This window comes from Sphingobium sp. (assembly GCF_032153725.1).
Taxonomy (GTDB): domain Bacteria; phylum Pseudomonadota; class Alphaproteobacteria; order Sphingomonadales; family Sphingomonadaceae; genus Sphingobium.
In genome coordinates, this window is the sequence record NZ_JALDYQ010000012.1 from 32781 (window position 1) to 53515 (window position 20735).

The 20735-nt window shown below is 57.6% G+C and carries 18 protein-coding genes; 9 read left to right on the forward strand and 9 right to left on the reverse strand.

Annotation, left to right across the window (positions count from 1 at the left end; genetic code table 11):
* Positions 1–23: 23 nt before the first annotated feature.
* From RUH75_RS06120 to RUH75_RS06145, 6 genes are all read right to left on the reverse strand, one after another.
* Positions 24–761, reverse strand: coding sequence for a GntR family transcriptional regulator (locus tag RUH75_RS06120; protein WP_313803208.1), 738 nt, complete (start codon positions 759–761; stop codon positions 24–26).
* A gap of 185 nt (positions 762–946) precedes the next feature.
* Positions 947–1666 (reverse strand): hypothetical protein, encoded by a 720-nt coding sequence (locus tag RUH75_RS06125; protein WP_313803210.1) that lies wholly within the window; start codon positions 1664–1666, stop codon positions 947–949.
* Between the two features lie 30 nt (positions 1667–1696).
* Entirely contained in the window at positions 1697–3004 is a 1308-nt protein-coding gene (locus RUH75_RS06130) for an MFS transporter (RefSeq protein ID WP_313803211.1), read from the reverse strand.
* Between the two features lie 59 nt (positions 3005–3063).
* Positions 3064–5169 carry a TonB-dependent receptor gene (locus tag RUH75_RS06135; RefSeq protein WP_313803213.1) on the reverse strand — a complete coding sequence of 702 codons (2106 nt, stop codon included), beginning with the start codon at positions 5167–5169 and terminating at the stop codon, positions 3064–3066.
* A gap of 550 nt (positions 5170–5719) precedes the next feature.
* The gene (locus RUH75_RS06140; RefSeq protein WP_313803215.1) at positions 5720–6631 is read right to left on the reverse strand and encodes a YeiH family protein; all 912 of its coding nucleotides are present in this window, start codon (positions 6629–6631) and stop codon (positions 5720–5722) included.
* 81 nt (positions 6632–6712) lie between these two features.
* Positions 6713–6928 (reverse strand): DUF6356 family protein, encoded by a 216-nt coding sequence (locus tag RUH75_RS06145; protein WP_313803217.1) that lies wholly within the window; start codon positions 6926–6928, stop codon positions 6713–6715.
* 103 nt (positions 6929–7031) lie between these two features.
* Between RUH75_RS06145 and RUH75_RS06150 the strand changes: the two genes are divergently transcribed.
* Positions 7032–7514, forward strand: a complete 483-nt coding sequence (locus RUH75_RS06150; protein ID WP_313803219.1) for an Lrp/AsnC family transcriptional regulator — start codon at positions 7032–7034, stop codon at positions 7512–7514.
* Between the two features lies 1 nt (position 7515).
* Here RUH75_RS06150 and RUH75_RS06155 read toward each other — a convergent pair whose 3' ends face one another.
* The 3 genes from RUH75_RS06155 to RUH75_RS06165 form a co-directional block, all read right to left on the reverse strand.
* Positions 7516–8274: a hypothetical protein gene (locus RUH75_RS06155; RefSeq protein WP_313803221.1), complete on the reverse strand. Its 759-nt coding sequence runs from the start codon at positions 8272–8274 to the stop codon at positions 7516–7518.
* A gap of 39 nt (positions 8275–8313) precedes the next feature.
* Complete coding sequence (locus RUH75_RS06160) at positions 8314–9633, reverse strand: LLM class flavin-dependent oxidoreductase (RefSeq protein ID WP_313803223.1); 1320 nt, start codon at positions 9631–9633, stop codon at positions 8314–8316.
* Positions 9634–9939: 306 nt separating this feature from the next.
* Positions 9940–10602, reverse strand: a complete 663-nt coding sequence (locus RUH75_RS06165; protein ID WP_313803226.1) for a TetR/AcrR family transcriptional regulator — start codon at positions 10600–10602, stop codon at positions 9940–9942.
* 118 nt (positions 10603–10720) lie between these two features.
* Here RUH75_RS06165 and RUH75_RS06170 point away from each other — a divergent pair, with 118 nt between their 5' ends.
* The 8 genes from RUH75_RS06170 (at position 10721) to RUH75_RS06205 (ending at position 20734) form a co-directional block, all read left to right on the forward strand.
* Positions 10721–12910, forward strand: a complete 2190-nt coding sequence (locus tag RUH75_RS06170) for a TonB-dependent receptor (protein ID WP_313803228.1) — start codon at positions 10721–10723, stop codon at positions 12908–12910.
* 27 nt (positions 12911–12937) lie between these two features.
* Positions 12938–13369: a nuclear transport factor 2 family protein gene (locus tag RUH75_RS06175; RefSeq protein ID WP_313803230.1), complete on the forward strand. Its 432-nt coding sequence runs from the start codon at positions 12938–12940 to the stop codon at positions 13367–13369.
* A 3-nt stretch (positions 13370–13372) separates the two neighbouring features.
* A complete protein-coding gene (locus RUH75_RS06180; protein WP_313803232.1) occupies positions 13373–14221 on the forward strand; it encodes an ergot alkaloid biosynthesis protein in 849 nt (282 codons plus the stop codon).
* Positions 14115–15071: an SDR family NAD(P)-dependent oxidoreductase gene (locus RUH75_RS06185; protein ID WP_313803234.1), complete on the forward strand. Its 957-nt coding sequence runs from the start codon at positions 14115–14117 to the stop codon at positions 15069–15071. Before RUH75_RS06180 ends, RUH75_RS06185 begins: the two co-directional genes overlap by 107 nt.
* Positions 15072–15152: 81 nt before the next feature.
* Positions 15153–15938, forward strand: a complete 786-nt coding sequence (locus RUH75_RS06190; RefSeq protein ID WP_313803236.1) for an SDR family oxidoreductase — start codon at positions 15153–15155, stop codon at positions 15936–15938.
* A gap of 9 nt (positions 15939–15947) precedes the next feature.
* The gene (locus RUH75_RS06195) at positions 15948–16877 is read left to right on the forward strand and encodes a 3-keto-5-aminohexanoate cleavage protein (protein ID WP_313803238.1); all 930 of its coding nucleotides are present in this window, start codon (positions 15948–15950) and stop codon (positions 16875–16877) included.
* 15 nt (positions 16878–16892) lie between these two features.
* Positions 16893–18959: a hydantoinase/oxoprolinase family protein gene (locus tag RUH75_RS06200; protein WP_313803240.1), complete on the forward strand. Its 2067-nt coding sequence runs from the start codon at positions 16893–16895 to the stop codon at positions 18957–18959.
* The gene (locus RUH75_RS06205) at positions 18959–20734 is read left to right on the forward strand and encodes a hydantoinase B/oxoprolinase family protein (protein ID WP_313803242.1); all 1776 of its coding nucleotides are present in this window, start codon (positions 18959–18961) and stop codon (positions 20732–20734) included. The genes RUH75_RS06200 and RUH75_RS06205 overlap by 1 nt, the downstream gene beginning before the upstream one ends.
* Position 20735 lies beyond the last annotated feature (1 nt).

Consider the following 20735-nt stretch of genomic DNA (forward strand, 5'->3'; position numbering starts at 1 on the left):
CCCTTTATGACGTCGCCGACCCTCTACCCCGCCTTGCCTTCTTCCGGCAACTTGGCTCTAATGACTTCAGCGGCTTCGGCAAGATCAAGCACGACAGCTTTCTCAACCATGTCCGGATCCCTTTTGCGCAAACCTTCTATGATCTCATAATGGTGTTCGAAGGAGGAGACGCTGCCCTGGCTGTCATACATTATCTGGAGGATTGGGCCGCTTCGTACCCAAATGTTTTCTACTATTGCGAGTGCATAGGGCATGTCCGCAGCGTCATAGATCGTAAAGTGCATCTGCTGATTGTAGTTCAGAACCTGCCGCCAGCTTTTGGATTGCGCCATTCGGTCCTGCAGCCATTCGACTTTATCTATTTGAGCCTCTGAAATCCGGGGGACGGCTTCTCGTGCCAGCATGACTTCCAGTTGCAGACGTATCTGCAGGATTTCTTCAAATTCTTTCGGGGTCGGGTAAGGAACGATGAATGCGCTTTTCATGGAACTTTTGAGCGCACCGTCAGACTCCAGACGTTTCAATGCTTCCCTTACCGGCATGGTGCTAATGCCGAGGGAGGAGGCAATGGACCGGCTGCTGATCCGGGATCCAGGAAGGATGGCTCCCGAAATCAGTGCGCGTCTGAGCGTCATATAGACCTGCCGTTCGATAGGCTCCTTGCCATCAAATGACAGGGCCTGAATATCGGGAGCCGGTATGGGTGCGCGGCCCGGGGGGCGCTTGATCTTTGCTGTTTTTATCATGATCTCAGAAGGCATATCATGACCCGCCAGTCAAGGCATGCTCTTCCTGATGATGCAGTAAAAGTGCCACAAATTAGTATGCCTGCGGTGCAACACGCAGCTTTTTTGTACGACCTGAGGATCGGTGCTTCAATATTTTGAGATTTCAGTTTTTGCAGCCGCTTCTTGTGGTCATACTGGTTGCCTCTCGCCTAACGGTACTATCGCTCGTTCTCGGCCTCTCTCCGCGCAAGTTGCAGGGCCTTGCACCACTCCAATTTAAGATGTTCTTTTAGCCCCTCTCGTACATCATGGGGAAGAACCGCGGGACTGGCGCCTGCGCACTTCATGACGAAGCCCGTCTCCGTGGGTTTCCATTGATAGAAGACCGTCTTTTTCAAGGAGCCATCGGGGAAATAACTGACCCCGGCAAATTTGACCGGATAGTTGTCGTCCATTGCTTCATGAGTATCGATGCTTTCCGGCGGGACGACGTTCAACGCTCCATGGTGCATGATGGAACCCCATGGCTCTACGACTAACTTGTCCCCAGCCTTGTATTGCCCGAAATCCTTGTCGATCGTCGACCAGACAAAATGTTCAGGGTGCATGTACCAGTTGAATTCGTCCAGTTCGATCTTTCGCATCACCCATGGCAGGAAATAGTCAACGCTGAGGCCACTGACCTCGAAATAACTGGGCGGTGCGGAAAAGCGGCCATCCGCCTGTTTTAGAAGATCTGCCCAGCGTTCTTCCGATTCCTCGATCATTGGCCGCAATATCTCGAACATCCGTTCCCAGCCGATCGCTTCGCGCAACAGGCGCAGGGCCCGGGTCGCAGCTTTCAGTTCCAGGGCATCGACGATCTCACCCGTCATCAGTTCGTCGTTGAACTTGATACTGAAAGGGCGGGCAAGTATCGAACGCAGATCTTCGGTCATGAGGGGTTTCCCCGATTTGAGTTAAGAATATTACGCTGTAACCTGACCAGGCATTTCCGGCTGTTTCAGCCTCGCGGCATATTCGCGATTGGCCTGCCAATAGAAAAAGGCGCCTACAATTTGCATTGCCGATACGATCGACAGGGCCCAGGCAATGGCTCGTGGCCCAAAGCCGGGAGTCAATAGATCGCTTATCGCCCCGGCCAGCAGCGGCCCCGCCGTCGCGCCGAGCAGGCTGGCGCTCAGCGTAATCAATGCGGAAGCGGTGGCACGCATATTGGGGGCAGCGATTGTCTGCGCCATGGCGACCGTTGGTACGGTCGCGACAAGATAGAAGAAGGCTGCGACGCCGCCGCATGCGGCGCTTACTTGTGCATAAGGGGAGAGCCAGCCTAGCGATGCGCATATGCCCGATATGAACAGCGCCACGGCCACTGGAAACAGGGCGTGCGCGGGCCATTTCTTCATACCGAGATCGAATATCGCGCCACCCGCGAGCAAGCCGACGGATCCGCCAAAGCCATTGGCGATCGCGATGAAGGAACCCGCCTCCAATGCCGTCCAGCCGTGCACGCGCATGAAGAAAGCGCCGACAAAGGTGGTGAGCGCAAAGCCGAACATTGAGACGATCGCCTGACCGATGAAAAGATACCGGAAGACCGGGTCTTTCCATAACGTCCTGATAGCCGGCAGCAAGTCTGCGGCGTTGCTGTGCGCCGGCCCTTCGCCCTGAACGCCAAGGTTAGATTTCGTGGAGGGCACGAAGAGCAAAATAAGTGGAAGCATCAGCAGACCGACCGGCCCGAGGACGAGAAAGGCGGCACGCCAGCCATGACTATCGGTCAGCCATCCCCCGAAAATCGATCCCAAGGCGACACCGATGGGGAGGCCCACGGCGAAAACCGCAAGCGCGCGCCCACGGCTTGATGGCGGAAGACGCAGACTTATTAGGGAATGGCTAGCCGGGTGCAGTCCGGCCTCACCGATGGCCACGCCGACGCGCATGATGACCAGTGTCCAGAAATTATGGGCAAAGCCGCCAAGCGTGGTCATGATCGACCAGACGCCGGTGGACACGGCGATGACGATCTTGTGATTTCCCCTGTCGATGAACCGGGAAAGCGGGAGCGCGAGCAGCGAATAGACAAGCGCGAAAGCAAAACCGCTCAACAATCCGATTTCGACATCTGTCAGTTGGAGATCTTTTTTCACCGGTTGCGCCAAAATGGCCATCAGCGCCCGGTCCATATAATTGATGGTGTTGAGAATGGAGAGGACCAGTACGAAACTGGCCGTTTTGCCGATGGAAGAATTTATGCCCGTACGAACCTGCTTCATTCCTGGAAACACCTGATGATATGATTTGCCCGGAGGGTTTGCCTCCGGGAATGAGTTTGTCAGAATTTAGTTTCCAGCGTCATGCCATATACCCTGGGCTCGGCGGGGGCGTAACTGTCCCCTCCAGCCTGGGCCGTGAGCGCGGTCGTGTAGAGCTGGTCTGTCAGGTTGCGAACCCACACGCCAAGCTTAAGATTCTCGTTGAAGTGGAAGTCGGCCCGCGCATTGATGAGCGAGTAGGAACTCTGGCGCAGATAATTGTCCGGTTCCGGGTAATAGCCGTCATTATAGCTGTAGGTGATATTGAACTCCAATTGCTTTTCGCCGCGAACCGGTACGATATAGTTCAAACCTGCTGTCGCCGTGATGCGAGGGAGCCTGGGAATTTCGTTGCCCGAAACGTCGCCGACCACGATCTGGTTTCCGCCGGTCGGCACGCCGTTCACATCGATTCTCGGCGTCGCAATATTGGCGCCAGGAAAGGATTTGAACGTGCCTTTGGCCCAGGCAAGATTGCCCGAAAGGGTAAGACCATCTGTTACCACCAGTTCCGCATCGGCATCGAGACCATAGATTTCGGCCTTGGCCGCATTGCGTAGCCCGCCGACACCATTGACGAACTGTTGCAGCTGAATGTCCTTGAAGTCGTAATAATATGCGGCGAGGTTCAGGCGAAGGCGCCGGTCTAACAGGCTGGATTTGATGCCCGCTTCAAAGGCATCGAGCACCTCTGGCTTGACGGGGACCAATTGCAGAAATCCCGCGTTGAACGCGCCGCTCTTGAAGCCGCGATTATAGCTTGCATAAACCAACGCGTCCGGCCCGATGTCCTGATCCAGCGCCAGCCGCCAGCTCAGCTTGTTGAACCTGGCCATTTGCCTGGTGATCGGCGGGGCGAAAGAGAAGCGGCCCTCCAGAGTACGGCGTTCCCATGTATGGCGCAGGCCGGCGGTCAGGCGACCGCCTTCCCACAATTCCTGGGTCGCCTGTCCATAAACGGCGTAGGATTGCGCCTTCTGTATGCCGTTGACCTGAAATTGGAGCGGTCGGCTGTTGCCGATCAGGGCCAGATTCTGATTGCCCTTATACCAGAAGCCATAGAGACCGAAGGTCCACTGAAGGCTGCGACCCGATGGGCTGGAGATCTGAAATTCCTGACTGAACTGCTGCTCGCGGTTGTCGGCGGAGCCGGCTGCGCTTGGCTGGCCGTCGAGGTTATTGTCCGCAAGCAAAAAATATTTGCTCTTCCGCCAAGCGCTGATGCTCATCAGATTGGCGAAACCGGCGTCATGGTCAATCGTCAGCGACAAGCCGCTGGCCCTGCCCTTGAGACCTACGTCATAGGCGCTGGTATTGTCATAGTCTCCGCCGCTGGCGGGAAACACATAGCCTCCCACTCCGACCGCCCCGTCAAGATAGCGATAGGTGGTGCCAATGGAGCTGTCGCGGAAGGAATAATCGCCGCTCAGCGTCACCTTGGTAAGCTCACCGAGTCGCGCCACTATCTTCGATCGAGCAGAGAATTTGTCCTCTAGATTGACATCCTCACCCGTGGTCAGATTGGTGCCCCAGCCTTCGCCCTGGTTCTGATAATTGATCGCGATGTCCATGCCGACATTGTCCGAAAGCGGCACGCCGACATAGCCCGCGGCCGTCACGGTGTCGTAATTGTCATAGCCAAGGCGAACCATCATGCTGGCCTGCTTGGGCGGATCCTTGGTGATGACCTGGATCAGGCCGCCCGTTGCGTTGCGGCCGAACAGCGTACCCTGTGGACCTTTCAGCACTTCAACGCGCTCGATGTTAGTAAGGTCGGTTACGCCCGACAACTTCGTCGCGATGTAGACGCCGTCTACATAGACCGCGACCGAGTTTTCCTGGCCGGGACCGTTGCCGGAGGAACCGATACCGCGCAGATAGGGATAGCCGAAGCCGACACCGCGCGTATAGACAAGGCCCGGCGTGATCAGGGGCAGGTCAGCAGTCGATACGACGCCCGATTGCACTAGCTGCTCTTCCGAAACGGCGAGCACTGAAATGGGAACCTTCTGAAGGTTTTCCGATTTGCGCTGGGCCGTGACCACGATGTCCTTGATAGCCAAAGTATCGCTTGCCGGCGCTTCCTGGGCCATTGCCATGGTGCCAGACAGGGTTGTGGAAATCATGATCGCAGAAAGCTCTATAACAAATTTCATCTAAATGCCCCCTTCGCTATGGAATCGTCCACCTCATCGACTACTGGACTAAAATGTCACTGTATTTATTAGGTTATTTGCGAAGTTCTCTTGCAACAGCGTCTTTTTAAATGACCTGATGCCCCGTCAAAATCTCTGGCTGGACTCCGATTTTCTTCTGGTACGTCCAAGGTCTGATTTCATGAGATCGCAGAACCTCACACGTTCCAACAAATGTGTCAATCGATAAAAATGTTCCTCGAAAGGCCGCTTATCGACGAGAAAAATTTGGAAAAATACCGATTGTGGTGATATGGAATCTTCAGGACATTGGGGCACTGTTTTGCGGCGAACGTCGCGCCTCTATAATTCATGCATAGTTTCGATAGCTTATGGACCATCGGGTGGATGGGGCGACCAGATTCTAAGATAAATACTGTTCTAGGATCGCAAAAATATCGGCTGTGATCCTGCTGCGGGGGAGGCGGCGGGCTAGTTCTGAAAATATGCCAAGCCCTGCCCGGACGATGTGGGACCCCGCCTACACCAAATGGGTGTAGATCACGACCAGCGCGAATAGGGCAATCAGTCCGCTTTGCAGGGCTATCGCCATGTAACAGCGGCCTGCGCTGCGGAAGCATTGACGAAAGTCGGACCTCACGCCCACGCCAGCCATCGCCATTAGGAAAAGAAAGGACGAGATCTGAATGGCCCCGTTGCTCAATCGTGGCGGAATTTCCATGACGGACGATGCCGCGGAAAACAACAGGAAGAGCAGGATGAAGCCGGGAAGGGCTGTCGCTGCGCCTTCTTTTACGGCCTCCCTTCGCCGTGCGGAGGTAAGGCGCAGGAAAAGCGTCATACCGATGAGCACTACCGGCAGCATAGCGACGCGGATCATCTTTGTAAGGACGGCCACCCTGGTGGCGGCGCTGGATATAGTGGCTCCAGCGGCCACGACCTGCGCCATGTCATGGATGGTGGCGCCCAGGAACAGGCCCGCAATTCTATCGCCGAAGCCGAGGAGATGGATCAGGAGAGGAAGAACCAGCATTGCCGCCGATCCGAACGGCGTCACGCCGGCGATGATCACGCTTACCTGCCGTTCCCGTTCGGCGCCTGCCGGCAGGATCGAACCGATCGCTGCGGCGGCCGATGCGCCGCAGATGCCGACCGCGCCGGAACTGAGCAGAGCTTCCTCACACGACAGGCCTGCTGCCCGTGCGATCCAGAATCCTGCGATCAGGCTGGTAAGCATCGCGCCGATGCCCAACAACAGCGGCGCTGGCCCAAGGGCGACCAAGCCACCGAACGGCAGCGTTAGCCCCAGCAACGCCACACCGCCGCGCAGAGCGTGTTGCGAAATCGACCCGGCGGTGGCGATGATCCGTAAATTGAGGCGTGATCGCAGCGCCATGCCGAGGACAGGTGCAATCAAGACTGGCGGCAGCACCGGCGTGGCGCTGGCCGCCAGTGGCGAGCGATGCGAGCGCCAGCGTTAAGGTAATGCCTGCGCCCAAGTCGGTGCGAGCGGTCATCGCGGGTTTTTGCGGTGGACGACGATGCGATCGTGCAGGCGCTTTACCCTGTTGCTTGCCGTTTGTTGATGAAGAAATGGAAGTAACCCATGAATGAAGCAGGCCAGCGCGGCGGATGCCAATGTCCAACTGAAACCAAACGTGCTGCGCATATGATCGAAATAGCTCTCATAGACCGACGCTGGATGATCGAGAAAGATTTTCCGAAACATTTTTGGCTTCCCCATTGAATGGGGAGCATATAGCTGAGGTTTCCGCGAATTTATTACCTAAACTTCTTTTATTTCCTAATATTATAGAATGAGTTTCCAATATATGGCTAAAGAGAAGAATTTTGTTCTGGACGCGCATGACAGGCGGATACTGAAGGAATTGCAGCAGGACGCATCAATTTCAATATCCGAACTTGCCGAGCGCGTTGGCCTTTCCGCGACGCCCTGCTGGACTCGCGTCCGCCGGATGCAGGATGCCGGAGTCATTCTGCGCCGTGTGGCTCTCGTCGACCGGCATAAGATCGGTCTGGGGGTCACTGTGTATGTCGCCATCCGATGCGGCCAGCATGATTCGAAATGGCTGGAACGTTTCGCCGAGCATTGCTCATCAATGCCGGAGGTGGTTGAATTTTATCGTTTAAGCGGCCAGGTTGACTATCTTCTCAAGGTTGTGGCGCAGGACATTGAGGATTATGACAGGATCTACAAGAACATCATAAAGATACCGTCCATTTCGGACATCAGCTCCTCGTTCGCGATGGAGCAGATTAAATATACGACGGAACTGCCGACGCAATTATTGTAGGTCAGGCTGCTGCCGGGGCAGACCAGCGGAGCAGGACGCTCCTGCCCCGAACCGCCAATGCCTCGATGCTCTCGCCCGGCCTGACATGAAGAAATTCGCCAGCGTTCATCATGAGGTTGATGTCTCCCGAAGTGACGGATGCCGCGCCCGATTCAAGCCAATACACGTCTTCGCGGTCATGGGCTGCAATCTCGAGCGAGGCGCTTTCCTCCATGATCGTGTGGCTGACCTCCATATGTGGTGTATCGAACATTTTCCGGTGGATTATTGTGCCGGAAGCGCGCGCGCCGGCAAAGGGGCTGGACGCCACATCCTCAAGGGAACGGAACTGCGGTTGCGGTTTTCCCGCCGGATCCCCGTCCCACTTTCCGACCTCTTCGGGCGGAAGGCGATGGCTCCACCCGTCCGTGCGGGCAGGTCCGAAGGCGCAGATGGAGCTATAATTGTCTGCTGTCGAAACGCGGTACGTCGCCGCACCGGCGGGCCGCCACATGAACATGCCCGTGCCCGCTTCCACCGTTTCTCCATCGTTGACGGCACGGACGGAACCGCGAATATTGTAGCAATATTCATGCTTGTTATAGGCGTATGGGATGGCGATATCGAGCTCGCGGCTCGACTGGTTATATCCCACATCGATGGTGGACGGGCCGCCATCGGGATAGGAGAGAATCCTGCGGTGAACCTGGCTTCCATCCTTATGTTCCATCGCATTGGGATTGACGGTAGGCTCCACGTCATCGGGCCGGATAATCTTCATCTCAAACCTTCCTGTCGACTGCGATATTCGGAGGAGGGGCTATGCCCCGCGCGCCAGCGTGTAGCGATTGAGGGCGGCGCTGACGCCGAGATTCTCCCGGAAAGTTTCATATTCATAGTCTTCCCGGAATAGTCCGCGTTTCCGCAGGATCGGCAGCACCATGTCGAGGAAGTCATCGACCTTACCCACGGAACTGCCCACCATGAAGCCCGCGACCGCACCCTGCCGGAACCAGCGCTCGCACGCGTCCGCGACCTTCTCGGCGCTGCCGATGAAATCGGTGCGGGGGATGGCGAACCGCTTTGCGGTCTGGCGCAGGGTGAGCTTTTCTTCCCTGGCGATGCGTTTGATATAGTCGCTCAGGCTGCTGTAGGAATGGTTGCCGACATCGCCAATGTCCGGGAATGGCGCGTCCGGATCATATTGAGTGAAGTCGTACGAACTGAAGAAGAAGCCCAGCCATTTGACAGCTTCTTCATAGCTCACAAATTCGCATGCTTCCTGATATTTCCGTTCCGCTTCCTCGTCGGTTTCGGCGACGATCGCGTCCATGGCGGCCATGAATACGATCTTGTCCGGATCCCGGCCATAGGCCGCCGCCCGTTGCCGCACATCATCATAATATTCCTTGGCGGCCTCAATCGTCTTGGGAATACCAAAGATCGCGTCCCCGGTCATCGCTGCCAGATCGCGCCCGCCACCGGATGCCCCGGCCTGGAACAGCACGGGATGGCCCTGGCGCGACCGGGCGATGTTCAAGGGGCCATCGACAAGGAAGAATTCGCCCTTGTGATTGAGCGCATGAAGCTTGGAGCGGTCGAAGAAAACACCGCTTACCTTGTCCCGGATGAACGCATCGTCTTCCCACGAATCCCAGAGGCCCTTGACCACTTCTACATGTTCGGTCGCCTTGCGATAGCGATCCTCTATGTTCATCATCTTTTCATGGCTGTGATTGCGCGCCGCGCCTTCGAGGCCAGAGGTGACGATGTTCCAACCGGCCCTGCCGTCGCTGATAAGGTCGAGCGATGCGAGCTGCCGGGCGACCGGAAACGGCTCCATATAGGAGGTGGTGATCGTCGCAACGAGGCCGATACGGGATGTATGCGCGGCGACGGCGCCGAGCAGCGTCAGCGGCTCCAGCCGGTTAAGGAAATGGGGCGAGGATTCGGGCGTGATGTGGATGGTGTCGGCGATGAAGATGAAGTCGGCCTTCGCTTCCTCTGCCCGCTTGGCTTCGCGGATATAATTCTGAATATCGACGCTGGCGCGGGGATTGATATGGGGCCGCCGCCAGCTCCAGTTGGAACCACCGACGCCATCCAGGATGAGACCAATTCTCAGTTTTCCGTCCCGCATTCAGCTTTCTCCCCATATTTCTGGCATAACGGGATGGTCCGCACGCCGCTTGGTGTCCCGAATCTCAAAAGACATTCTTTCGTAATACCGCTAAAAAGTCAGAGAGATATTCTGCCAAAGGTTTGAATTGAGAAATGGTAATATATGGCGATTGCTTCTGTCAATGGAATTCTGGGATCTCATATATATATGCACGCGGACGGATGGTCGCGCACATCCGTTCGCGCTTGGCGCGACATAAGAGGGCGTTTAGGGGGGCATACGGTTCTTCGAGGCGGGCGATGGCATTGTTGCCCGTTCCGCGCCCTATCTGGTTGTGCGCGACCGCTTGGCATAAGGCTCGATGGCCCGATGTGTTTGTTGTGACAGGGCCTTTAAGGCATTCATTGTCCCTACGGTCAGTTCATCAACGAAATCATCGCCGGTCGGTTGGCGGGTCACGAGTATGCGCCAGTACATCGGGCCAGCCAGTAAATCGAACACTGTTTCACGATTGATCTTTGGTTGCAGTTCGCCACGTTCGACGGCCCTATCGACGATCTGGGCCACGCTTTCACGCTTGCGCTGTTGCACGGTGGAACGGATGGCCGCTGACAGCAGCGTGTCGCGGCTCATTTCGGCATAGAGATCCGGAAGAATGCGGGTTGAGAGGGGGCGGCTGAGAAGCTGTGCGGCATCACTGAGATACCGTCGTATGTCCTTCTCCAGCGAGCCCTGATCATCGACAGATACGATCTCTAGCCCGATCTCCTGTATCATGGCAATGATCATGTCCTCCTTGCCGGACCATCTGCGATAGAGCGCCGCCTTGCCGACCCCGGCGCGTTTTGCGATCATCTCCATTGAGAGGCGGGCATAGCCTACTCGCGCCAGTTCAATGATCGCAGATCGCCAAATGGCCTTTGTCGTTTCGGGCTGCAGCATGGCAGCGCCTCGGACTTTCTTTTCTAATGTGACGCTCTCACCCATGGCGCGGTAAATACACGACGATACGGTTGCGTTCCACTGGAAAATATTGTAAGAGACGGAACGGTGTCGTTCCATAAGGTTGAATCGCGGCCAAATATGTCACGAATCGGAGGGTAGTATGAAGGCGTACAAGGGGATGGTATCGCTTCTGGCCGTATCGGCCGCGCTGGCGATCGCGGGAAACGTTCAGGCACAGGACGCGACGGAGGATGTTGCTGATGTGACGGATATCGTCGTCACGGCGACCAAGACCGGTGCGCAGAGCCTGCAGAAGGTGCCGCTGGCGGTGACCGCATTTTCCGCAGAAGCGATCGAGGCGCGGGGTGCGACCGCTCTAGCCGATCTGGCGGCCTATACACCGGGATTCACCTATACGTTCAACGGCGTGTGGTCGATCACCTCCATTCGCGGCATTGGTACGAACAATGTATTTGCGGGCGGCGATCCCAGCACGACATTGCAGGTCGATGGGGTTTATTATGGCCGAACGACAGGCGCCAATGTCGACTTCCTCGATGTCGAGCGTGTCGAAGTGCTACGCGGGCCGCAGGGGACTCTCTATGGCCGCAACGCCATTGGCGGCACAATCAACGTCATCACCCGCGATCCGGATAATGAGTTGACCGGCAAGGTGAAGCTTACCCTGGGTGAGGATTCACTCATTCGTCCGGAGGCGACCGTTTCCGGTGCCTTGATCGAAGATAAATTGTCGGCCAGCATTTCGGGTCGGTACAGCTCCCGCGACGGCTACATCAAAAATCTCAATCCTGGCAGCCATGATCTTTGGAACGAGAACCGTGGCAGTGTGCGCGGTAAGTTGAAATTCACGCCTAATGACGTAGTGACCATCGTTCTGGGTGCTGACTACAGCAAGGCCGACGAATATTATAACGGCTACACCGTTCGTTTGTCGCCGGTGGTTGCTCCCGACGGGTTCACGCCAGGCTTTTATGAAACGGCGGAGGATTCGCCGGACAGGAGCCTGTTGGAGCAGTGGGGAGCTAGCGCCAAGGTGACGGTCGATCTGGGCGGCGACACGACGCTCACGTCGATTACGGCCTACCGCAAATCGAAAATGAACCTTGAGGCCGATCTCGACTTCACCATTTTTCCGATTTTTCATACCCGCAAGTTCTTTGAAGATCAGGATCAGGTCAGTCAGGAATTCAATCTCGCGGGGAGTACCGGGAGGCTGCAATATGTCCTTGGCGTTTTCGGATATCGTGAACGTGCAAACAGCTATTTCAATGCCAGTCTGACGGAAAGCCTGTTGCTTACGCAGGGGATTGATGCGACTACGAAATCCTTCGCCGCATTCGGCCAGGGTAGCTATTCGCTGACGGATCAGTTCAAGCTGACTGCCGGTCTGCGATATACTATCGACAAAAAGTCGGCTTCCAACATCTATGGTATCCAGTTCTTCGATCCTCCGGGAGCGGCTGGCGGCCTGACAGGCGATCTTGACCAGCAGCCGGTGGGCACGGGCAATATTTTCAACGGGAAGAACACCCGCCAGGCATGGACGCCAAAATTCGGCATCGAATATCAGGCAAATCCCGACACGCTGATCTACGCGTCTCTTACGCGCGGTTTCAAGAGCGGCGGCTACAACCTGCTGATCGATCCGACTTCGACTGACGCAGCCGAATATGGTCCGGAAAAGCTGTGGGCCTATGAGGCGGGCTTAAAACTCCGCCTGCCGTCCATTCGCGGAGCGTTTAATCTGGCGGGCTTCTATTATGATTATAAGGGGCTGCAGGTTAACCAGTTCGTGTTTCTGGGTAACGGCAATGTCGTGCAACTCGTCAACAACGCCCCCGGCGCAAAAATCAAAGGTATTGAGGCGGAACTGAATCTGCGTCCGTCGCCGTGGCTTGAGCTGGGCGGCGCGCTTGCCTACCTCGATGCCACTTATGATGGAAGTTTCGCGGTCGTTGGAAATTTTGGCGGCAGTTCCGATCCGGACGGCCTGCGGCTGAGCGATGCGCCGCGTTGGGCGGGCAACGCCTATGCCCAGTTCAATATTGGAATTGGCTCCGGCCTCAACGCGCATCTTCGTGGCGACGCGACCTACAAGTCCAAGGTGTTCTACTCGCCGGATAACAATGATGTCATGGCTCAAAAGGCGCGCTGGCTGTTCAACGCCAACCTGTCGATCGAGCATGAAGACTCCGGGCTTGAGGCTGGTATCCGCGTGGTCAATATCACCAAGAAGAAATACATCCTCGGGGTGTACAACGCTTTCTCCGCTGCGGGCCAGCCGGGCGAACCGCGTAAGGTTCAAGCCTATGTCAGCTATCGCTTCTGACTCATCAAAATAATCGGGAACTAAATCATGGATAATATGAAAGCCGAAGAGCTTTTGTCAGGTGCGTTGCACGCCCTGACTCAGAAGGATGTGCAACCATGGATAGACATGTTTGCGGAGGACGGGGTGATGGAGTTTCCATTCGCGCTGCCCGGCTATCCCGGTCGGGTTGACGGCAAACAGGCCATCGCCGATTATCTGGCGGATTATCCGGACCATCTTTCCCTATCCGCGATACATGGACCAAAGTTTCATCACAGCGGCGAAGTGATGATTGCGGAATTTTCAGTGGAGGGGACGGCGGTCGCCACGGGCCGTCCCTACAACCAGCGCTATATCAGCGTCATAACATTCCAGGGCGACAACATTGCTATGTATCGCGACTATTGGAATCCGGTGGTCGCGATCGAGGCGCTGGGTGGCGTCGAAAAGCTTCTCGAATTTGGCAAGGAGGGCTGATCGATGGCTCGGAACACGATATTGGTGACGGGCGGCACGGGCAAGACCGGCGGCCGTCTCGTCAGGCGGCTCATCGAGGAACGGAAGGGTGTTCGCGTTGCTTCCCGGTCGGGCGCCGCTCCAGAAGGGGCTGATGGCGTCGCTTACGACTGGAGCGACGGCTCGGCCGATGAAAAAGTACTTGAAGGGGTGGACAGGATCTATCTTGTCGCGCCTGTGGGCGTAGCGGATGTGCATACGCCCATGGTTCGCCTTATCGACAAGGCGCTTGGTCAGGGAGTCCGACGGTTTGTGCTATTGAGTGCCTCCTCGATTGAAGAGGGCGGTCCCGCCATGGGAAACGTGCATGCCTATCTGAAGCAGAAGGCGCCGGAATGGGCGGTGCTTCGCCCCTCCTGGTTCATGCAGAATTTCTCCGTCGGCCAACATGCTCCCACCATCAGGGAGGAAGATGGCATCTATTCCGCTGCGGACGAGGGGCGCATCCCCTTCATTGATGCAGATGATATTGCAGAAGTGGGGCTCCGCGCCTTGCTTGACGAGGCTGCACATAACACGGATCATATTCTTACCGGGCCTGAAGCGCTCACCTATGGTGAGGCTGGGGCCATCATCGGGGATGCGCGGGGCAAGGCCGTTCACCATATCAAACTGACCGTCGAACAGCTCGCCAAAAGGTGGGAAGGCTTTGGCCTGGAGCCCGCCTATGCCCAGATATTGGCGGGGATGGACCAAACGATTGCCAATGGCGCCGAAGACCGGACCACGGATGCCGTTGAAAAGGTCACGGGGCGCATGCCCAAAAGCCTTCGCCAGTTCGCGCAGGAAAACGCGGCTGTCTGGAAAATCTGAGCAGGCAGTTCATTTTGAGCTTGCAATTATCCGTTTCTGGGATCACAGAGATAGATGGGCGTTCAAGGAAAATAGGGTACAGATCATGTTCCAGGGAAAAACAGCGCTCGTTACCGGAGGCAGTTCGGGGATCGGCAAGGTGATCTCGCTCATGCTGGCGGCGGAAGGGGCTCATGTCGAAGTTGTCGCCAGCAGCGACATGTCCAAAGCTCAGGCCGTCATTGACGAAATCGTAGAAAAGGGTGGAATGGGCACCCCGCATGTCGCTGACGTACGCAAGCCTTCGCAAGTCGTCGAGCTTGTAAGCAATATTGAAGGGCGGCGCGGGAAGATTGACGTTCTTGTGACTGCTGCGGGCATTTTTTTGCCCACGGCAATTGGCGAAGCGGACGTTGATGTGTTCGATCAGATGATCGACACCAATCTTAAGTCCACATTCTACTGCATCAATGCTGTCGCGCCGGGAATGGCGGCCAATGGCGGCGGCAAGATTGTCTGCATTTCATCTGTTGCCGCTTTTGTCGGCGTGAGCGGCTATTCGGCCTATTGTGCGACCAAGGCAGGTGTGATGATGTTGGTGCGCTCGCTGGCGCTTGAGCTTGCGCCGAAGGGCATCAACATCAATGCGGTCGCGCCAGGCAACACGGCAACGCCGATCAACGCGTCTATCCGTCAGGATCCCGAATATGCATCCTATCTGGCGGAAATGGAAAAGAAGACCCCGAGCAGGGTAACCTTCTCGGATCCGGCAGATATTGCTGGGCTGGTGCTTTTCCTTGCGTCCGACAAGGCTCGGGCGATGCATGGTTCAACTGTCCTGATGGACGAGGGGCTTTCGGCCGGCATCTGAGCGGCCTGGCCGGCTGCGGGTTATGTGCCCCGCAGCCCCCGGCACCGCTCTTGGCGAGTTCCACAATATATGGGGTGAGGAGTGATTAGCTCTTCCGAAATCGTAAAAGGCAGGAATGTCATCATCAGTGGCGGTGCGGCCGGCGCTGGGCGTGTCATAGCCGAAAAGTTCGCTGATGCAGGCGCGAGGGTCGCGGTGGCCGATGTGGACAAGGGCGCGGTTGCCCGGCTGACCAGCGAGCGCCCGGACATATTGGGGCGCGTTATGGATGTCAGCGTGGAGGCTGAAATCGATGCCCTTTTTGCCATGGCGGAAGACAGGCTTGGCCCTGTTGATGTCGTCATAAACAATGTCGGCATTGCCGGCCCGACGGCTGCGCTCGAAGATGTGACGCTTTCGGATTGGGAGCAGTCGCTTCGAGTCAATCTCACCAGCCACTTCCTGTTCGCCCGCCGGGCTGTACGGGGCATGAAGAATCTGCGGCGCGGCCTTATCCTCAACATTTCATCAGGCAGCGCCAAAACCGGACTGCCGCTGCGGCTGCCCTATGTTGTCAGCAAGGGTGCGGTGCTCAGCATGACGATGAATCTGGCGCGGGAGCTTGGTCCCTTCGGTATTCGCGTCAATGCCATTCTACCCGGCGCCATTCGCGGCGAGCGCATTCAGCGCGTTATAACCGCCAAGGCCGAGGCACTGGGCGTTTCCCATGAAGACTATGAGAAGAGTCTGCTTCGTTACGTGTCGCTGCGGACCATGGTGGAGCCGGACGACCTCGCCGCGATGGCGGTCTTTCTCGCCTCCGAATCCGGCGTCCGGATCACCGGGCAGATGATCGGTGTCGATGGCAATATTGAATATGAGGAATGATGCATAATCATGAGTAAAAAGGTCATCATCACATGCGCCGTCACCGGTGGTTTGCACACGCCCACCATGTCTCCTCATCTGCCGATCACGCCTGATGAGATTGCCGAGGCGTCAATTGGTGCGGCGGAGGCTGGCGCCGCTATCATTCACCTCCACGCACGCAATCCGGAAAATGGACGTCCTGTCCAGGATCCCGACCTGTTCATGCAGTTCATGCCGCGCATCAAGCAGTCCACTAATGCGGTGCTGAATGTGACGACGGGCGGTGGACTTGGCATGACTCTGGAAGAGCGCCTGCGCCCTGCGCATCGCGCCCGGCCGGAAGTGTGCAGCCTCAATATGGGCACGATGAACTTTTGTGCCTTTGAGCTGGCGGAAAAGTATAAGGAATGGCGCTTCGACTGGGAGAAAGACTACCTTGCAGGGACCAAGGACCTAATTTACGCCAACACATACCAGATGCTCGAAACCATCATGGTCGAAGTCGGTCAGGCTTATGGCACGCGCTTCGAGTTTGAATGTTTCGACCTGAGTCATCTCGAAGCCATCAAATATTTCGCAAACAAGGGCCTCATCAAGCCGCCTTTCCTGATCCAGGGGATTTTCGGGGTGATGGGCGGCATGGGCGCGACCATCGAAAATCTCGTCCATTTCAAGAACACCGCCGATCGTCTGTTCGGTGACGATTATGAATTTTCCTGCTTCGGCGTCGGTCGCCAGCAGATGCACTTCCTGACCGTCGGGGCAATCATGGGCGGCTCCGTGCGCGTCGGCCTGGAAGACAGCGTGTATATCGGAAAGGGCGAGCTGGCGACATCCAACGCGCAGCAGGTCGCCAAGATCCGGCACATCGTGGAAGAGCTGGGCCTGGAAATCGCGACGCCGGACGAGGCGCGCGAACGCCTGTCGCTCAAAGGCGGCGACCGGGTAGGATTTTAATCGGAAAGGTTTGAAATGCGTTTTGCTTGCGACACCGGAGGCACTTTTACGGACCTGATCGTCGAAGATGACGATGGTGTCTGCCGCATGTTCAAGGCATCGACCACACCTTCCGATCCGGTCAAGGGCGTGCTCGATGCCTTGCAGGTGGCGGCCGATGCCATGGGCGTTGACCGCACGGCGATGCTGGAGAAAGGCTCGCTGTTCATTCATGGCACGACCCATGCGATCAACGCGATCATCACCGGGCGTACCGCCAGAACGGCGTTGCTTACGACGCAGGGGCACCGCGACATTCTGATACTGCGCGAAGGCGGGCGCGCGGAAGCATTCAATTTCGCCGTTCCTTTTCCCGACCCTTATATTCCGCGCGCCCTGACCTTTGAAGTGCCGGGCCGCATCCGTTTTGATGGCAAGGAAATCGCGCCCTTCGATGAGGCTGAGATTATTAGGCAGATAGGCAGGTTGAAGGCGGAGGATGTGGAGGCCGTCGCCGTCTGCCTTCTCTGGTCGGTCGTCAATCCGGCGCATGAGGAGCGCGTGGGCGAGTTGCTGGAGAAGCATCTTCCCGGCGTGCCTTACACCTTATCGCATCGCCTCAATCCATCTCTGCGCGAATTTCGCCGGGCTTCGTCGGCAGCCGTCGATGCGTCGCTGAAACCGCTCATGGGCCATTATATGAGCAGCCTTCAGGAGCGCCTGACGGATGCCGGTTTTGCGGGGCGCGTGCTTGTCATCACGTCCAATGCCGGCGTGATCGACGCGCGGGACGCGGCCAGTGCGCCAATCCACATCGTCAATTCAGGCCCGTCGATGGCGCCGGTTGCCGGCCGCTGGTTCGCGCAGGCCGACGAAGGCAATGACAACGCGATTGTCGCTGATACGGGCGGAACGACTTACGACGTCAGCCTGATTCGCCGCGGCCTCATCCCGATGACGCGCGAGACATGGATCGGTGAGCCGCATCGCGGCGTGATGCTGGGCTTCCCCTGGGTCGATGTGAAGAGTGTGGGCGCTGGTGGCGGCTCTATAGCATGGGTGGACAATGGCGGCTTGCTGCATGTCGGCCCGCAAAGCGCCGGGGCGGTGCCGGGGCCGGTGGCCTATGGGCGGGGCGGAACCCTGCCGACCGTGACGGATGCGTCCGTGGTCCTCGGTCATCTGGACCCGGAGTTCTTTCTGGGCGGCACCATGAGTCTGGACCGCGAAGGCGCGGAGGCTGCGATCAGGGAATATGTGGCCGAACCCTTGGGCATGGACGTTGCGGCGGCCGCCGACGCCATTCTCGCCGTTGCGACCGAGAATATGGTGCAGGCCATCGTCGACATCACGGTCAATCAGGGGATCGACCCGCGCGAGGCGGTATTGATCGGCGGCGGCGGCGCTGCCGGGCTTAACTCCGTACGGATCGCTCAAAGATTGGGCTGTTCGACGCTTGTTATCCCCAGCGTGGGGGCAACGCTTTCGGCCGCAGGTGCCCTGATGTCCGATCTGAAAGCGGAATATCACGCGGCCTGCTTTGCCAGCACGGCGCGTTTCGATCGTGACAAGGTCAATGAAACCCTGGCTTCTCTGCGTGGCCGTTGTGAAGAATTCGCGGCTTCGTCCCGCGCCATCAGCCCGCCCGCAATCCGATACAAAGCCGAGGCGCGTTACGACACCCAGGTATGGGAGATTGAGGCGCCCGTGCGCGGCGAGTCTTTTGAAAGCGACGCTGATGTGGACGCTTTCGTCGCGGACTTCCACGCGGCGCATAAGGATCTTTTCGGCTTTGATGATCCGGCTTCGGCGATTGAAGTTGTCGGATGGACCGCGACCGTCACCTGCGCCCTGCGCGACGCCGATGGTCTCAAGCTGAGCGAGGTTGGCGCCCAGAAGCATGACCGCACACGCAAGGCCTATTTCAGTGCCACTGGCTGGACCGATGTACCGGTTTGCCGTTTCGACGCGATGGAACCGGGCGAAGGCGTTACTGGACCCGCGCTGCTCGAAAATGCACTGACAACCGTTGTGATCGACCCCGGCGCGGTAGCAACCCGCAGGGCCAGCGGCGGGTTGTCCATAGCAATTGGAGGCAAATGATGACCGGAAAAGACAGCAGTAGCCTTGATGGTGTCAAACTCGCCATTCTGAACAATCGCTTCGAGGGCGTGACACGCAAGATGGCGAACACACTGCTGCGTACCGGGCGTTCGGGCGTTCTGAATGTGGCGCGCGATTTTTCCTGTTGCGTCGTCACCGCGGATTGCGAGTTGCTGGCCACGAACGAAGGCCTGCCAATCCATGTACTCTCCGGCCCCGACATCATGGCGCGCACCATGAAGGAATTTCACCCCGATCTGAAGGCGGGGGACGCTTTCCTCAACAACTCGCCCTATCACGGGTGCAGCCACGCCGCCGACTGGACGCTGCTTGTGCCGGTGATGGACGATCGGGGCGGGCACCGCTTCACCGTCGTCGTGAAGGCGCATCAGGCGGACATCGGCAATTCGATCCCGACCACCTATCATGGTTCGGCCAAGGATGTGTATGAGGAAGGCGCGCTTATCTTCCCGTCCGTCAAGGTGCAGAGCAATTACGAAACCAATGCCGACTTCCGCCGCATGTGCGAAATGCGTATCCGTGTGCCGGAACAGTGGTGGGGCGATTTTCTGGCGATGGCGGGTGCCGCGCGGATCGGGGAGCGCGAAATTCGGGCCATTGCCGGTGAGGAGGGCTGGGACTTACTGGAACGTTTCAAGAGCGACTGGTTCGACTATTCCGAACGCCGCATGATCGACGCGATCCGGTCTCTCCCTTCGGGCAGCGCCATACGGAAGAGCTGTCATGACCCCTTCCCTGGCACGCCTGAAACGGGCATCGAAGTGAAATCGAAGGTCAGCGTCATGCCGGATCAGGCGAAGGTTGAGGTTGACCTGACGGACAATCCCGATTGCCTGCCCTGCGGCCTTAACCTGTCCGAAGCCTGCTCACGCACGGCCGCGATGGTCGGGATCTTCAATGCAATAGATCATACGGTTCCCAAGAACGCCGGTAGCTTCCGGCGGATCGAGGTGAAGCTGCGGGAAAATTGCGTGGTAGGCATTCCGCGCCATCCGACCAGCACGTCCGTTTCGACAACCAATGTCGCGGACCGCGTGGCGAATGCGACGCAGGCCGCCATTGCAGAGATCAGCGATGGTCACGGGCTTGCGGAATGCGGTGCGGTCATTCCGCCTGCCGTCGGCGTGATTTCGGGCAGACATCCAGATACGGGCCAAGCCTTCGTCAATCAGCTGTTCCTCGGCATGTCCGGCGGCGCTGGTGCGCCCAAAGCGGATGCATGGATAACCATCGGTCATGTCGGCAATGCGGGGCTTTGCTATGTCGACTCCGTCGAAATCGATGAGCTGCGCCAGCCGCTTTATGTCTATAGCCGCATGCTCAAGACCGACAGCGAAGGCGCAGGCCGTCACAAAGGCGCGTCTTCCATCGAGGTGGTCTTTGGCCCGCGCGATTGCCAATGGGATATTGGCTATGTGAGCGACGGTTCGGTTAATCCGGCACAAGGCGTGCGCGGCGGCATGGCTGGCGGTCGGGGCGACCAGTACCGTATCCGCACCGATGGGGCGCGTGAGCAACTTGATCCCTGCGCTCAGGTCACGCTGAAGGATGGTGAGAAGCTGGTCTCCATTTCGACGGCCGGTGGCGGCTATGGCAATCCGGTTGAGCGCGATCCGGCAGCCGTGGCCAAAGACGTCCGTGAGGGGCTGGTTTCCATTGCGCGCGCGGGGGAGGTCTATCGCGTGGCCATTGGCAGCGATGGTAATGCCGATGAAGCAGCGACGGCTGCCTTGCGTGAACGGCGCGCGGCCTGAG

Excerpts from the sequence above, each read along its gene's own strand:
- RUH75_RS06120 (WP_313803208.1), bottom strand. The coding sequence starts at position 761 with ATGCCTTCTGAGATCATGATAAAAACAGCAAAGATCAAGCGCCCCCCG.
- RUH75_RS06125 (WP_313803210.1), bottom strand. The coding sequence starts at position 1,666 with ATGACCGAAGATCTGCGTTCGATACTTGCCCGCCCTTTCAGTATCAAG.
- RUH75_RS06130 (WP_313803211.1), bottom strand. The coding sequence starts at position 3,004 with ATGAAGCAGGTTCGTACGGGCATAAATTCTTCCATCGGCAAAACGGCC.
- RUH75_RS06135 (WP_313803213.1), bottom strand. The coding sequence starts at position 5,169 with ATGATTTCCACAACCCTGTCTGGCACCATGGCAATGGCCCAGGAAGCG.
- RUH75_RS06145 (WP_313803217.1), bottom strand. The coding sequence starts at position 6,928 with ATGTTTCGGAAAATCTTTCTCGATCATCCAGCGTCGGTCTATGAGAGC.
- RUH75_RS06150 (WP_313803219.1), top strand. The coding sequence starts at position 7,032 with ATGGCTAAAGAGAAGAATTTTGTTCTGGACGCGCATGACAGGCGGATA.
- RUH75_RS06155 (WP_313803221.1), bottom strand. The coding sequence starts at position 8,274 with ATGAAGATTATCCGGCCCGATGACGTGGAGCCTACCGTCAATCCCAAT.
- RUH75_RS06160 (WP_313803223.1), bottom strand. The coding sequence starts at position 9,633 with ATGCGGGACGGAAAACTGAGAATTGGTCTCATCCTGGATGGCGTCGGT.
- RUH75_RS06165 (WP_313803226.1), bottom strand. The coding sequence starts at position 10,602 with ATGGGTGAGAGCGTCACATTAGAAAAGAAAGTCCGAGGCGCTGCCATG.
- RUH75_RS06170 (WP_313803228.1), top strand. The coding sequence starts at position 10,721 with ATGAAGGCGTACAAGGGGATGGTATCGCTTCTGGCCGTATCGGCCGCG.
- RUH75_RS06175 (WP_313803230.1), top strand. The coding sequence starts at position 12,938 with ATGGATAATATGAAAGCCGAAGAGCTTTTGTCAGGTGCGTTGCACGCC.
- RUH75_RS06180 (WP_313803232.1), top strand. The coding sequence starts at position 13,373 with ATGGCTCGGAACACGATATTGGTGACGGGCGGCACGGGCAAGACCGGC.
- RUH75_RS06185 (WP_313803234.1), top strand. The coding sequence starts at position 14,115 with ATGGCGCCGAAGACCGGACCACGGATGCCGTTGAAAAGGTCACGGGGC.
- RUH75_RS06195 (WP_313803238.1), top strand. The coding sequence starts at position 15,948 with ATGAGTAAAAAGGTCATCATCACATGCGCCGTCACCGGTGGTTTGCAC.
- RUH75_RS06200 (WP_313803240.1), top strand. The coding sequence starts at position 16,893 with ATGCGTTTTGCTTGCGACACCGGAGGCACTTTTACGGACCTGATCGTC.
- RUH75_RS06205 (WP_313803242.1), top strand. The coding sequence starts at position 18,959 with ATGACCGGAAAAGACAGCAGTAGCCTTGATGGTGTCAAACTCGCCATT.